This is a genomic window from Psychrobacter urativorans, assembly GCF_904846695.1.
GTDB lineage: Bacteria > Pseudomonadota > Gammaproteobacteria > Pseudomonadales > Moraxellaceae > Psychrobacter > Psychrobacter urativorans.
This window is the reverse complement of the sequence record NZ_CAJHBR010000017.1, coordinates 34,984-49,807: the sequence shown is the minus strand read 5'-3', so window position 1 is coordinate 49,807 and position 14,824 is coordinate 34,984. Positions and strand designations below refer to the sequence as shown.

Genomic DNA, 14,824 nt, shown 5'->3' with positions numbered 1-14,824 from the left:
ATTGATCGGCATCGTCACCCCCTAAAACATAACTATATAGGTGGCAAATGCTAAATAAAAACTGCTTACTACTGGCGAGCATAATTATTAAAAAATTGACAATCTTTAGTACTTTTGAATAAACGAGGTTATATATGACAGCAACTGCGTTAGTCGTTGATGATGAAATGGACCTATGCCGATTGATGCAGATCACTTTGACTAAAATGGGTATCAAGTGCGATGTTGCTTATACTTTAGCGCAGGCTCAGCTCTTTTGGGAAAAAAACCAATACGACTTTTGCTTGACTGATCTTAAACTTCCCGATGGCTCAGGACTAGAGTTAGTCAGACAAATCAGTAATAGCTCCCCTACACCAGTAGCGGTGATCACTGCCTTTGGTAGTATGGATTTAGCCATCGAAGCACTCAAGCTCGGCGCTTTTGATTTCGTTAATAAGCCGCTTGAGCTGCCTCGTCTGCGTCAATTAGTCGAAAATGCTCTAAAAGTAGTACGTCAAGACACTGATGATCAAACATCCAGCACTCAAAGTCCTGAACAGCAGCTATTAGATAGCCGATTGATTGGTAATGCAGCCGTGATGCAAAGCCTCAAAAAAACTATCCTAAAGCTAGCGCGTTCACAAGCTCCAGTGTTCTTATCAGGTGCCTCAGGCACAGGAAAAGAAGTAGTAGCTAGGCTAATCCATGACTTGAGCCCACGCCGTGATGGCAGTTTTGTGCCAGTGAATTGTGGCGCAATACCCTCAGAGCTAATGGAATCAGAGTTTTTTGGTCACAAAAAAGGCAGCTTTACTGGGGCGGTAGCCGATAAGTTAGGTCTGTTTCAACAAGCCAATGGTGGGACTTTATTTTTAGATGAAGTCGCAGACTTACCCTTACCTATGCAAGTCAAGCTATTACGGGCTATTCAAGAAAAGACTGTACGAGCTATTGGTGATACTAAGGAGGTGCCAGTAGATATCCGCATTCTCTCAGCCACTCATAAAGATTTGAGCCAATTAGTACAGGACAGCGATTTTCGTCAAGATTTATACTATCGTATTAATGTGATTGAATTAACGCTACCAGCACTCAATGAGCGTCGTGATGACATTCCAGCTTTAGCTCAGTATTTTTTGGCTTTGATTGCTAAAGAATGGCAATTGTCGTCTACACCACAATTGAGTGCTAGTGCTTATCAACGTCTACAACAGCATGCGTTTGCTGGTAACGTACGTGAGCTGCGCAATGTCCTCGAAAGAGCGATTACTTTATCAGAGACTGATGTTATCGATGTTACCCACTTAGGACTAGTAGACGCTACTGAACCAATGCCAGTTGCTCAAGTTGCTCAAGTTGCTCAAGTTGCTCAAGTTGCTCAAGTTGCTCAAGTTGCTCAAGTTGCTCAAGTTGCTCAAGTTGCTGACGATAGCTACGGTTCAGAAAATAATGCAAATACAATAAAAAATAACAGTGCTCAGTCTACTACTACCAATCTACATCCTTATCGGGTTAGTAGCCAAACTTATCCTACTGCTATTAGCTCGTCAAATAACACTACCCTTGTCAGCAACCCCGCCCCTATGCAACATAATAAGGCTATTAATAATGCTCAAACGCTTGCCAGCTCTGGAGAGTCGGCCAGTGCAGCAACTAGCCCGCAATCAACGCCTTCCACCCCCAGTGCTGGTGATACTGTACAGTTGCCTGCAAGCGGCTTAGAAACCTATCTGCAGGAGCAGGAAAAGCGTCTAATCATCGCCGCCCTCAAACAAACCGAGGGTAATAAAACCCAAGCTGCTGAATTATTAGGTACTAGCTTTCGCTCCTTGCGTTACCGGATGAAAAAGCTAGAGATTGATGATGAATAGTAGAGCGTTGTTGATTATTAACCTTAGAGGATATTAAACCGTTACTGTTAGAATAATTTACTCTGCAACCTTTGGCTTAATCTCACTATCAACGATTGGGCTTTGCTGCACAAAGCGAATACCTGATGTCTTCACTTGTTGACGTAATAAATCCAGCGCTTGTTGCTCCCAGCTGCTCTCACTACCCGATAAAGTAACGTCAGGCTGTACACCGATACCATCTATTTTTTCACCAGTCGCAGTCAGATAATGAGCAACGGTTAATTTTACTGCTTGTTCATTGTTAAGCGGTATAACGGACTGTACTGAACCCTTACCGTAGCTGACTTCGCCGACAATCATAGCGCGCCTTTGGCTTTGCAGACTACTGGCCAATACTTCAGCTGCTGAAGCTGAATAACGATTCTGTAGCACTACGACCGGTAAAGGCTTAAATAAAGCACTACCGCGAGTAGATAAAGTACGTAATGCGCTTTCACGGCTTTTTATTTGCACGATATCGCTGTTATCCATAAACAGGCTGGCAATCTGCACCGCTGAAGTCAGAACCCCACCCGGATTGTCGCGTAGATCTAATAGAATACCTGATACGGGTGCATCCAAACTGGTCAAGCTTTGTAAGACTTTTTCACGACTGTTATTTTGGAAAGTAGGTAGCTTTATAATAGCTATGCCATCGACTAAGCGCGTCTCTATAGCTTGTGGATGATTGTTATTACGCTGTAGGGTGATAGTGCGTTTGCGACGACCTGCTTTCGATATTACTATGTCAACTTGAGTCCCAGCAACACCTGATAGTAGCTGCACGATATCGTTAGTTTGCTTGTCTTCATCCAACTTAAATTCATCGATCTGATGAATGTAATCACCTACTGTAATACCTTTTTTATCCGCTGGTGAATCATCCGCTACTTCAACGACTACCCAATATCCTTCTTCCGCTTTATAACTAACCTTTACCCCGATATCACCGACATCACCTTCGGTAAAAGCCCGCAGATTCTCATAAGCTTCAGCATCCAAAAACTCAGCATGACTATCAAGTTTAGTCAACATACCGCTCATTGCGTTCTCAAATAGCTCTTCATCGTTCACCGGATCCACATAGTCACGGCGTACTAAATCCACTAAAGCTACAAAAGTCTTCAGCGTTTGAGGGGAGATTGCATTCAAAGAGACCTGATCGACTTCAACTGGGATATCCGTATTTATCGATTCAGTGTAGTCAGTACTGTCCACTAGAGGGTTACTGTCTGCGCGTTCGCCTTCTAGCCAACCCCCAGTTTTATCGCTAGTATTTATGCCACTGTCATCATCTTCTAGAGTATCCATTCCATTATCTGCTGACACCTCGTTTTCATCCCCTTGCAAGTCTATAAGCTGCAAGCTGGCAGTAGGATTAGTAGTCTTAACAGTAGTTAATGGTGCAGCTGTTGCAGTTTGTACTACACTGAAGGCGCAACAGGCACTAAATAAGTAGCTTAGTAGTACCGTCCTAGAGCCAGTAGCTATTTTTGACTGTTCACAAGCATATAAACCCATAAATTGACTCATCTAAAATAATAAAAACCCATAAAATAATTACTAGCGCAATAATCGATAACTACTGAATACTGAATACTGAATACTGAATACTGAATACTGAATACTGAATACTGAATACTGAATACTGAATACTGCAGAACAAATACTAGTCAAACAAAGATAAGATAGCATTAACCTTAACCCTCACTCTATATCATTATTGCAAGCACAATGAGTATCATTAGCAAAGATTGAAAAGCGCAAAGCAAAAAGCGAAGATAATGCTTATCCTCGCTTTTTTTCTATACATGACGCATTGCTACACCCTAATGGCTATTGTCTATTAGCACTAGATAAAATCTAGTAGCTGTTACAGCAATTAAAGAGGTTATAGCAATCAAAGTTAAAAGGGCTAGCAGAGTTCACAAAGCCCTAAAATCTAGTAACCGTTAATCAATATTAAACTGCTGGAATTAATAGGTTCTCACCAGTCATCTCAGCAGGTTGGACTAAATCCATTAGGCCTAGGATAGTAGGAGCTACATCACTCAATCTACCGCCGTTACGCACCTGCAATTTTTGTGCACCAATATAGATAAGCGGCACATGTTCAGTAGTGTGCTGAGTATGCACTTGACCACTATCGTAGTCCTGCATCTGCTCACAATTGCCATGATCGGCTGTGATCAGCATCTCCCCATTGGCAGCACGAATGGCTTTTTCAACTCGTCCTACGCAGACATCTAGCGCTTCTACTGCTTGTACTGTCGCAGCAAAGTTACCAGTATGTCCGACCATATCACCATTAGCATAATTCACAATCAACACATCGTACTTACCAGAGTCGATGGCCGCTATCAGCTTATCGGTGACTTCTGGGGCATTCATCTGCGGTTGTAAGTCATAGGTCGCCACATCAGGGGATGGTATCAATATGCGATCTTCACCGATAAACTCCGCCTCTTGACCACCACTGAAGAAGAAAGTCACATGCGCATACTTTTCGGTCTCAGCGATACGCAACTGCGTCTTGCCTTGATCTTGTAAGTATTCACCTAGCGTATTACTTAATGAAGTCGGATAATAAGCGATACTAGTCTTACTGTTATCCGCTAGAATATCTGAGTACTTAGTCAGCATTACAAAAGCGGCAAGTTTAGGACGCTTATGACGCGCAAACCCCGAAAACTCATGATCCGGCAATACAAAAGCTTGAGCCAATTCACGCGCTCGGTCTGCACGGAAATTCATAAATATCAGCGCATCGTTATCTTCAACAGTGAAAGGAGTCTCGCCATGTTCAATAACCGTAGTCGGACTAACAAACTCATCAGTTTCACGAGCTTTATAAGCAGCTTGTACAGCACCATCAGCACGAGTTGACAGGCGATCTGCCTTGCCTTCTGTCAACAGCTCATAAGCTTTTTGGACTCGATCCCAGCGATTGTCTCGATCCATCGCATAGTAGCGACCAATAATACTGGCAATCTGTACTCGGCCTTCATAATGCGCATTGAGCTTATTGATATATTCACGTAGGCGATTGATATACTTATCAGCTGATTTAGGCGGCGTATCTCGACCATCTAAAAAACAATGTATAAATACGTTTTTGGCACCATGAACTAAAGCTGAATGGCACATGCCTTCAATATGGTCTTGATGAGCATGCACGCCCCCATCAGAGAGTAAGCCCATAATATGGACATTACCCCCTAATTCATTGGCAGCATTTACCGCGCCAACTAGCGCTTCATTTTTATAGAATTCGCGGTTAGCAAGCTCGCTTGAAATACGGGTTGAATCCTGATAAAGAACTCGGCCCGCACCCAGATTCATATGACCAACTTCTGAATTACCAAACTGTCCATCTGGTAATCCTACATCCTCACCTGAGCCTGATATGAGGCCATGGGGATACTGCTGATAGATTCTATCAAGATTAGGAGTATGAGCAGCAGCAATAGCGTTGTCATTCTCGTCCTCACGATGGCCAAAACCATCTAATATCATTAATACACGAGGTACTTTTTTATGTTGTTGGTCGCTACTCTGGTCATTAGACTCTGATTGTTGCTTATTAGTCATAGATTACCGCTCCTCAAGTGGATGAACGTCGGTCATAAATTAATAGGATCAAGATATAAAGCTGTCTATCTTAACACAAATCTTAAAATAGCCGAAAATTCAACCTTTTTTAACTCAAAATTGAAAAAATATATTATAACTTAGCCTATGAGAGATACTGTTAAACGGTATAAATAAAAATAGGCATAGTCCTAAAAGCCATGACTTATGGTTATGAGTGCTAATGATAGCTTAATAACAGCTACTCAACTGTAGACCTTAGCTAATAAGGGCTAACACCGCTATTGTTGCCATTATATTATTAAATAAGCGCTTATATACCTGCTACTGGTTGTACCGATAACTATAAAACAAACTTGCAATTGCTTATCTCATTGGGTAGTATTAGGTTATTCTGAAGTGTTGGCGAGTGGATGCTATTTCCCTGAGCCGATAATGCTTTACCTGGATGCGCTACCTATTGCTTCATTGTGTATGCCTGCACTGCTTGCAGTGTATCAGGAAACCTGCCGAGGCAATGACGCATCCGCCCTGAACTTCACGGTTCATGGGTCACCATCCCACAGCGGCATTTCGGTTGTTTAATTCGAGGATTATTATTGCTTAAATAGCTAATATTGAGACTCACTAAAAAGCCCCTAACGTTATTAGCGTTAGGGGCTTTTTCTTGCCTAATCTACCAGCGACTGCTGTTTTAGACTAGCATCCCTATCATACAGTGTGCTTATAAAAAGCGCTCTCACTCATCATAAGCATCACTGTTAGCTGCATATTTATCAAAGATACTTCTACTCGTCATTAGCAGACTGAGTGATCTTTTTGACATCTTTAGGGATATTTTTGGCAGTACCATCAATAGTAGTATGCTGCTTAAACACATTACCAAATGGATTTTGCTGTTGCTTATCAAACGGATTTTGGCCACCAGCATCACCAAATGGGTTTTGACCACCCATGCCACCGAAAGGATTTGGGCCACCGCCCATACCACCAAACGGGTTTTGACCGCCCATACCACCAGCGCCGCCCATTTGCTTAGCCATCATGGCCATCATTTTTTGCTGATTGTTCATTACGTACTTATTAGCCATATCTTTAAGGCGCTTTTGTACGGGTGGTAGGACTACCAACAGAGCCAACAGATCACTAATGACACCCGGTATCAATAACAAAATACCAGCAACCGCCATTGCTACACTCTTAAGCATAGTCGACTCTTCAGGGCGCATTGAAGCATTCATCATACCACCAGCTTTCATTTGCTGCGCCATAGGATTGAGGGAAGCCATACCTTTACGAATAAAAGAGATACCAATAACAGCGGCAATAATAAACCAACCAAATACTAGCCAGCCACTAATGAATTGAGCCAGTAAATACCAGATCAACATCTCAATAATAAACCAAACGATGGCAATACCCACTATCTGACCCATAAACTACCGTCCTATAAAATTAAAAATGCATAAATAACTATATTAACCATCACATACATCAACTAATAAGCAAATTAAATGGCCTAACTTATGATGTATATGGGGATGGCTTGTTATACTATCAAACTTATGGCCTATTTTTAAGTGAATAAATAATAAGCCATACAATAAAAGCTAAGCAGTATAGACTACTTAATTACAATCCTGAACTGGAAAACTATGGCAATTATAATTGGGATTGATCCCGGCTCACGTATGACCGGTTACGGTATCATCCAACAAACGGGCGACAAACTAACTTATATCGATGCAGGGACTATACGCACTGACACTAAAGAGATGCCCGAACGTCTCAAACGTATCTTTAACGGTCTAACACGCATCACACAACATCATATCAAGTATGCCAACGAGCCTATTCATACTGCTATTGAACAAGTGTTTATGGCAGAGAATCCAGACTCAGCCCTTAAGCTGGGACAAGCACGTGGCGCGGCTATTGCGGCTATGGTGGCTTTGGACTTAGAAGTATCAGAATATACTGCTCGTCAAATAAAACAAGCCGTCTGTGGCTATGGTGCTGCCGCTAAAGAGCAAGTTCAAGAGATGGTTTGTCGTATCTTATTGTTAGATGTGGTGCCACAACAGGATGCAGCAGACGGTTTAGCTTGTGCTATCTGCCATGCTCATTCAAGTCACTCTATGAATAAGCTATTACTAAATAGCGGCCTAAGCGGACGTGGTGCTTCTAAAAAGAAGGGTCGTTGGCGCCTTACCGAAGAGGATTTAAACAATCTTAGATAATCCTCAATAGCCTTAGATAACTACTATCCTATGACAGCAAGTTCTATCACTTAAATACTCACAGAAGATCAGGAATAAGTAGAAGTTCAGTAATAAGGCTGTTAACGGAAAAAAAACGCGTTACTGTTGATCATAACGCGTTTTTTAGCTCAAGCTTTTAGCGTAAAGCTTGTAACTTAAATAGCTACTTATCTATTAACTATTAGCTATTAGCTATTAGCTATTCTAATAAATAATAACAAGCTATCTGATAGCGCTTGTTTCTATGACGGTATCTAGAACATACGCATATTCTGAATCTATATTGTCTACCAGCACTGTATCAGCTTCAGTTTTGAAACGCTGTAAACGTAATACTTGATCCTGAGTATTATCGTGCTCATAACCATCGATAGTGCCCGCAAACTCTACTACTGCTCCCTCGTTGATTTTCCTTCCTTGTTCATCATAAGTAACCGGTTTTACTTGCAAACACATCTGCCCGTTATTATTTACACAAGGCTTAGTATTGGCACTTACTGCCCAAAACACAGTCTCCGCTTTACCTTTATATTTAGCTTGTGGGGTCATTTTCCCAGTCCATACTAAAGTAACGCCATCGCTAGTCACTTGAGTTAATTCAGTAACCTCTCCTACCACTAAGCTTAGTTCACTGTCGCCTTGCATCAACTCATTTAAACGGTTTTCAACTATGTCTAAGTCGCCACAGGACATTTTGGTGCTCATGCTATCCTCGATGCTAAGCTTCTGATCTTCTAGCTGATAAGCGGCGCCCATAGTATTACAGCCAACGCTATAGCTAACACTGTTCTGGCCTTGATACTGATTAAAATTTAAAGTTACTTGATCTTTGATCGCCATAAGGGCTCTCAAAGGCTGGTTATTATTATCCATAGCCGTAGCTAAAATCCAACGGTAGCGAGGAAGATTATCAATCATGGTTTGCTCAGCAGTTGCAGGAACAGCGTTGGTAGTATCAGTGGCAGTCACAGTAGGATCAGCCACAACATCACTAGTAGTATTAGCTGTAACCTTAGGATCATTGTTTTGAGAGGTATTGTTACAGGCGCTTAATACTAAGCTTGCGGCTAGTAAACTTGGCAACCAGACTAGTTTGGCTGATTTGGTTATTGGCTTCATAATGGTACCTATTGTATTGCTTATTTTGTATTGCTTATTTATTAGTCGTCAGCGCTATCTTTGGCTTTTGCCATGTTTTGAATACTAAAACGCTCATGCAACATCTGATAAAAACGCGCCAAGTTATCGCCTTGTTTGGTTGGGTTTACTTTGAGCGCTTTACCGAAATCAAGACCTATATATAAGACAATATCAGCAAAAGTTAGGTGATCAGTAACAAGGTAATCACGCCCTTCGAGCACATTGTCAAAGTAAGGTAGGGCAGCAACTGCTCGAGCAGTAGACTTCTGCGCAAACTCAGGCACTTGATCAACACGTGCTGCTTTGGATGGATGACTATGCTGAAAAGCTAGCATAAAATTATATAACACTTCAAATTCGGCAATACGGCGCATAGCACAGACTTGGGCACGCTGTACTACATCATTACCCATCACTGAACGTTCACCATAGACCCGATCTAAATACTCACAAATAGCCTGTGAATCATTAAGCACTGTACCATCATCCAAAGTCATCACTGGTACAGTCTGCATAGGATTCATGGCCGTAAAAGCCTCAGTCATATGCTCATTAGCAGTAATATCAATATCTACCACATCTAAGTCGTCCATGTCATCGACATCGATACCTTTGGAAGCTAATAAAATTAGCGCTTTACGTGGATTAGGTGCGGTGCGAGAAACGTATAATTTTTTCATGATATATTCCTAGTAAGTAATGTCAGAGAGCGACAGCCTGTGCTTATAGTTTTTGCTGATAAACATTAAGTAGTAGTTTTTAAAATTAAATTAAATTAATAGTAACCCTACTGCTCTTATCATAGCAAAACCCTACTGACACTTGTGGAAAAATCACAAAAGCCCCACAACCTGAGGCTATGGGGCTTTTGTATAGTATTTATCATATTGATTAATATAGATAAAATACGATTAATTGTACTTTGCATTTAACTATTAAGACTAATGAATGGCTTATTTGTTAGGCGCAGGGGTAGTACGTAAATACGGTTTGATTTCAGTATGACCTTTAGGATAGTTAGCAGCGATATCTTCGTTTTTAACGCTTGGCGGAATAATAACGTCATCGCCATCTTTCCAGTCTACTGGGGTAGCGATATTATATTTATCAGATAATTGCAGGGCATCAATAACTCGGATAATCTCATCAAAGTTACGGCCACAGCTAGCAGGGTAAGTCAAAATTAGACGAATCTTTTTATTTGGATCGATAATAAACACACTTCTGACAGTAGCAGTAGTACTAGCGTTAGGGTGCAACATGTCATATAGGTTCGCCACATCCTTATTAGGATCAGCGATAATTGGAAAGTTCAATGCCGTACCTTGAGTCTCACCGATGTCTTTTGCCCACTCATGATGATCGTCTAAACCATCCACTGAGATACAAATTGGCTTAACGTTACGCTTTTGAAACTCGCCATTCAAGGCAGCAGCTCGGCCAAGCTCAGTAGTACATACTGGGGTAAAATCGGCTGGATGTGAGAAAAACACCACCCATTTATCACCGGCCCAATCATAAAAGTTAATATCGCCATCAGTAGTGCTTGCATCAAAATTTGGAGCGCTATCACCCAATCGTAAATGTGCCATTGCTAGTTCCTTATTTATTGAGATTCATTTATTAAAATTGATTTATTAAATTTGGTTTATTAAAGGATGAGCGTTAATATTCAAACTTATAGGGATACTGTATTAGGAAGAATGACATGCAGCTGGCTAATCATTATTAGCCACACCTCAGTCAAAAACCTCCTCTAGCTTAACAAATTGGTTATGAATGTCTTGTGACCGATTGTAATGCGCTTATTCCAGTTATGGATAAGCAACTCATCTACCCGCTTTTGCCGCTTAGCGATGACTAATGCATTCACTAGTCAGCTATCATAAGGCAGGTTGTGTTAAAAAAGCATCATAAAACCAGCGATTACAAAATAACTGTTGATTAACCGTTGAATACTAGTTGGCCTTAAACATCGGTGCACCGTCAATTTTTAACTCAACCTTATCTTTTTTCCACATCAATCTTGGCGTCGCCTCACTCATACGCTTACTAACCTCACCTGAGTGCTGCAAAGTAATGCCTTGCTCATCAATGATCGCTATACCAATGACATAAGTATAAACCAAATTACTTTTGGCTTTAGCGGAAGCTTTTATATTAAATACACATTCGACAACTTGATCTTTATATTGCATGCGCATTTTTGGCTGTAATGAGGCGATAGAGACCATGCCATTTGACACCGCTGAGTAGACTGAGAATACTAAGGCTACTTTGCCGCCATAATATTTAGCGATAGCTGGATTGACTAACACTATCTCCTTACCAGGCTCATTAATGCTAGCAACTTTTATATCGCCTTGATGCTGGATAAAAGGCATAGTCGTTAAGCTACCAATTTGCGCAGGAGCATGGATATAACTCATGTCTTTGCTGTGGTGAGCCAATATCCCAACGCGTAAATCTAAGTCATCATTATCTGCACTAGCATCACCATTATCCATCCAGATCGCTTCTACCACTAAATGCTCATTATCCCCTTTAGTAAGAGTAATTCGGTGCTCGCTACCGGGTTTGTCGAGGGTTACTTTTTTTAGATTAAGCGCTGGCGAGTTACTGATAACCTTGCTCGTTGAACTAGTAGGGCTTGTAGGGCTTAGAGAGTTATTACCGGCATTGATATGGCTGTCAATAACAGTGTTAGCTTGCTCAGCTACCTCACCACCGAAATGCGTCACTAACGCACTCAAACCACCGTTGAATCCTTGACCAATAGCGTTAATACGCCAAATGCCACTCTTGCGATAAACTTGTAATAGCATAACAGCACGCTGATTATCAAAGCCGCTACCATCGAATGTATAACTGGCTAATACTTGCCCTGCTTGCTCAAGTTTGACTGTGCTTACCCCAAGTTCACGCATAGTGGCCTGACCGTCAATAGTCGCTGTCAGCACTAAATAATCTATCGAGCTAGGCAGTTTAGTCAGGTCGATATTGAAGCGCTGCTGCTGATTATCTGCTTGCCAGCTCACAGCACCACAAGGGGTTTTGGGCTGGTTATAAAAGGTCATATAATCATCATTTGCTAGCTGCTGCTCAGCATTTAGGCCAAAGCAAGCCACATCAGTAGCCATGCTAGTGGTCAGCTCTACTACCAAGGTGAACTGCTGGGCAATGGCAGCGTCAGTAAATTTCGCTTTTTGACCCGTTATTAAATTGAGCATCAGAGTAATTCCCGTTAAGTGTTAACTATTTATAATCCTAACTAGCGATAAACATCATTATCATTGCCCACAAAAAAGCCTATCTCTAGCGTACTAGAAATAGGCGATGTTGCAAACTACTATTGTTTAATTTAGCTCACAAAAACCAGCTAAAACTAAACTGCTCGTTAACCGTCTAAGCAGGCTTATAACTGTCACGTAAGCTTACGATTTGGTTAAATACTGGATGCTCATGGCTATGCTCGATAGCATCAGATATAAAGTAACCTTCTCGTTCAAACTGGAAACGTGTGCCAGCGTCAGCACTCACTAATGATGGCTCGACTACCGCATTAAGCTGAGTTAAAGAGTTAGGGTTCAACGCTGCATGCACGTCACTAACACTACTTGGATCTGCAACGCTAAACAACGGCTCGTACAGACGTACCGTGGCTGGAATACCTTGGCTGGCCGATACCCAATGGATAACGCCTTTGACTTTGCGACCTTCAGGATTTTGGCCCAAAGTTGTCGGATCAATCGTGGCTTTTAGTTCAATAACTTTGCCATTCTCATCGAGCACATGCTCACTCACCGCTAGTACGTACGTATTACGCAGACGAATTTCAGGCTTTTCAGGCGACAGACGCTTATAACCTGCTGGTGGCTCAATCTCATAGTCACCTGCATCTATGTATAAATCTTTAGTAAATGGAATCTCACGCTCACCCATATCTTCAACGTTAGGATGCTTAGGCTGAGTTAACCAAAGGGTTTGCGTGTTATCATCAAAGCGCGCAGTAACGCTTTCTGCCTTTAACGATTGCCATTCTCTGAGCGCTTCATCAAAGTTGGTAATAGTCACTTTTAGAGGGTTTAGCACCGCCATACCACGAGCGGTAGTATCGTCTAACGATTGACGAATGCTGAACTCTAGTAGACGCATATCAACTACGCCATCAGCTTTGGCAACCCCAACACGATCACAGAAATCACGTAGGCCTTCAGGAGTGTAACCACGGCGACGCATACCGGCAATCGTTGGCATCCGGGGGTCATCCCATCCATCAACAATACCTTCATCGACCAATTGCTTGAGCTTACGCTTACTAGTCAAAGTATGATCGACATTCAAACGCGAAAACTCATACTGATGCGGCGGTTGCTCAAAACCTACTTTCTCAACTACCCAATCATAAAACGGACGATGATCTTCAAACTCTAAAGTACATATAGAATGAGTAATACCTTCATGAGCATCTGATAATGGATGAGCAAAGTCATACATCGGATAGATACACCATTTATCACCAGTCTGATGATGCTGTTGATGCATCACGCGATAGATAATAGGGTCACGCATGTTCATATTGGCATCAGCCATATCAATTTTGGCACGCAATACCGCTTTGCCATCAGCATATTTGCCCTCTTTCATATCTGCAAATAACTGCAAGTTGTCTGCTACGCTAGCATCACGTTGCGGTGAGTCTGTGCCAGCTTCTTTAAACGAGCCGCGATTATCTCTGATTTGCTCGAGTGTCTGTAGATCAACATAAGCATCGCCTTGCTCGATCAGTTTTACCGCCCAACTATAGAGCTGGTCAAAGTAGCTAGAAGCATGTAACGCTTCACCTGCCCACTCAAAACCTAGCCACTGCACATCAGTCTTGATATTATCGATATAATCTTGTTTTTCAGCGGTCGGGTTAGTATCGTCATAACGCAAATGACAGATACCACCGAACTCTTCGGCGATACCGAAGTTTAAGCAAATAGACTTTACATGACCCAGATGTAAGTAACCGTTTGGCTCTGGTGGAAAACGAGTGACAATCTGCGCATACTTTTGCGCTTTAATATCATCACGAATGATATTACGGATAAAATCGTTTTTTGGTTCTTTTTTTAGCTCAGTGTTGTTGGATGGCTTACTCATCAATCATTGCTCCTAGGCAATTTATCAATTTATGCGACGCATCATCACGCCTCATAAAAATTTGCAAATAAAAAAGGTTTTAGAAAAATTATAACAAAGATATAAAGTTGCGTTATTCTATCAGCTTTTACAAACTCATTAACAGCCAGATACATGACAGACGACAAAAAAGCCGTTAGACTAACCATGAATTTATTATCAACTCAACACAGCGCCACTTTAGGTGCTGCTAATAAAAAGGATTATCACATGGTAGATATGCCACCAGTAGTACAACTCGACACTAGTATGGGTGCCATCGTTATCGAACTTAACGAAGAAAAAGCACCAAAAACGGTTGCCAACTTTCTGAACTATGTAAAATCAGGTCAGTATGAAGGTACTATCTTTCATCGCATTATCGATGGTTTTATGATTCAAGGCGGCGGTATGGACGCTGAAATGAATGAAAAGCCAACTAACAAGCCTGTTGAAAATGAAGCCGATAATGGCCTAAAAAACAACGCTGGCACGATTGCTATGGCTCGTACGCAAGATCCACATTCAGCGACTAGCCAATTCTTCATTAACGTAAAAGACAACGATTTTTTGAATCATACTGGCAAGAACGCTCAAGGCTGGGGTTATACCGTCTTTGGTAAAGTCACTAGCGGTATGGACGTTATCGAAAAAATGCGCGGCGTACCTACAGGTCGTTTCGGTATGCATGCTGATGTGCCAAAAACACCAGTTACTATCACCTCTGCAAAAATTATTTCTGAATAATTTGTCAATCAAGGCTTATACATAGGCCTTTGCAGCTGTGCAAAA

At 41.6% G+C, this 14,824-nt stretch carries 11 protein-coding genes and 1 other RNA gene; 4 read left to right on the top strand and 8 right to left on the bottom strand.

What is annotated here, in order from left to right:
- Nucleotides 1-134: 134 nt before the first annotated feature.
- Nucleotides 135-1,853 carry a sigma-54-dependent transcriptional regulator gene (locus tag JMY09_RS11045; RefSeq protein WP_201623648.1) on the top strand — a complete coding sequence of 573 codons (1,719 nt, stop codon included), beginning with the start codon at nt 135-137 and terminating at the stop codon, nt 1,851-1,853.
- 57 nt (nt 1,854-1,910) lie between these two features.
- Here the strand turns inward: JMY09_RS11045 and JMY09_RS11040 are convergent, their stop codons facing one another.
- On the bottom strand, nt 1,911-3,395 hold the full coding sequence (locus JMY09_RS11040) for a S41 family peptidase (RefSeq protein WP_227677292.1): 1,485 nt from the start codon (nt 3,393-3,395) through the stop codon (nt 1,911-1,913).
- Nucleotides 3,396-3,836: 441 nt separating this feature from the next.
- Entirely contained in the window at nt 3,837-5,465 is a 1,629-nt protein-coding gene (gene gpmI / locus JMY09_RS11035; RefSeq protein WP_201623646.1) for a 2,3-bisphosphoglycerate-independent phosphoglycerate mutase, read from the bottom strand.
- A 388-nt stretch (nt 5,466-5,853) separates the two neighbouring features.
- Here gpmI and ssrS point away from each other — a divergent pair.
- Nucleotides 5,854-6,049, top strand: a non-coding RNA gene (ssrS, locus tag JMY09_RS11030) — 6S RNA.
- 204 nt (nt 6,050-6,253) lie between these two features.
- Here the strand turns inward: ssrS and JMY09_RS11025 are convergent.
- On the bottom strand, nt 6,254-6,901 hold the full coding sequence (locus JMY09_RS11025; RefSeq protein WP_201623645.1) for an FxsA family protein: 648 nt from the start codon (nt 6,899-6,901) through the stop codon (nt 6,254-6,256).
- Nucleotides 6,902-7,120: 219 nt separating this feature from the next.
- Between JMY09_RS11025 and ruvC the strand changes: the two genes are divergently transcribed.
- Nucleotides 7,121-7,705, top strand: coding sequence for a crossover junction endodeoxyribonuclease RuvC (gene ruvC / locus JMY09_RS11020; RefSeq protein WP_201623644.1), 585 nt, complete (start codon nt 7,121-7,123; stop codon nt 7,703-7,705).
- Between the two features lie 243 nt (nt 7,706-7,948).
- Here the strand turns inward: ruvC and JMY09_RS11015 are convergent, their stop codons facing one another.
- The 5 genes from JMY09_RS11015 to JMY09_RS10995 all read right to left on the bottom strand — a co-directional run bounded on the left by JMY09_RS11015 (nt 7,949) and on the right by JMY09_RS10995 (nt 14,014).
- Nucleotides 7,949-8,845, bottom strand: a complete 897-nt coding sequence (locus tag JMY09_RS11015) for an META domain-containing protein (protein WP_201623643.1) — start codon at nt 8,843-8,845, stop codon at nt 7,949-7,951.
- A 41-nt stretch (nt 8,846-8,886) separates the two neighbouring features.
- Complete coding sequence (locus tag JMY09_RS11010; protein WP_201623642.1) at nt 8,887-9,546, bottom strand: glutathione S-transferase family protein; 660 nt, start codon at nt 9,544-9,546, stop codon at nt 8,887-8,889.
- A 273-nt stretch (nt 9,547-9,819) separates the two neighbouring features.
- A complete protein-coding gene (locus JMY09_RS11005) occupies nt 9,820-10,458 on the bottom strand; it encodes a peroxiredoxin (RefSeq protein ID WP_201623641.1) in 639 nt (212 codons plus the stop codon).
- A 366-nt stretch (nt 10,459-10,824) separates the two neighbouring features.
- Nucleotides 10,825-12,096 (bottom strand): TerD family protein, encoded by a 1,272-nt coding sequence (locus tag JMY09_RS11000; protein ID WP_201623640.1) that lies wholly within the window; start codon nt 12,094-12,096, stop codon nt 10,825-10,827.
- 175 nt (nt 12,097-12,271) lie between these two features.
- Nucleotides 12,272-14,014 (bottom strand): glutamine--tRNA ligase/YqeY domain fusion protein, encoded by a 1,743-nt coding sequence (locus JMY09_RS10995; RefSeq protein ID WP_201623639.1) that lies wholly within the window; start codon nt 14,012-14,014, stop codon nt 12,272-12,274.
- Nucleotides 14,015-14,263: 249 nt separating this feature from the next.
- Between JMY09_RS10995 and JMY09_RS10990 the strand changes: the two genes are divergently transcribed.
- Complete coding sequence (locus JMY09_RS10990) at nt 14,264-14,779, top strand: peptidylprolyl isomerase (RefSeq protein ID WP_201623675.1); 516 nt, start codon at nt 14,264-14,266, stop codon at nt 14,777-14,779.
- Nucleotides 14,780-14,824: the final 45 nt, after the last annotated feature.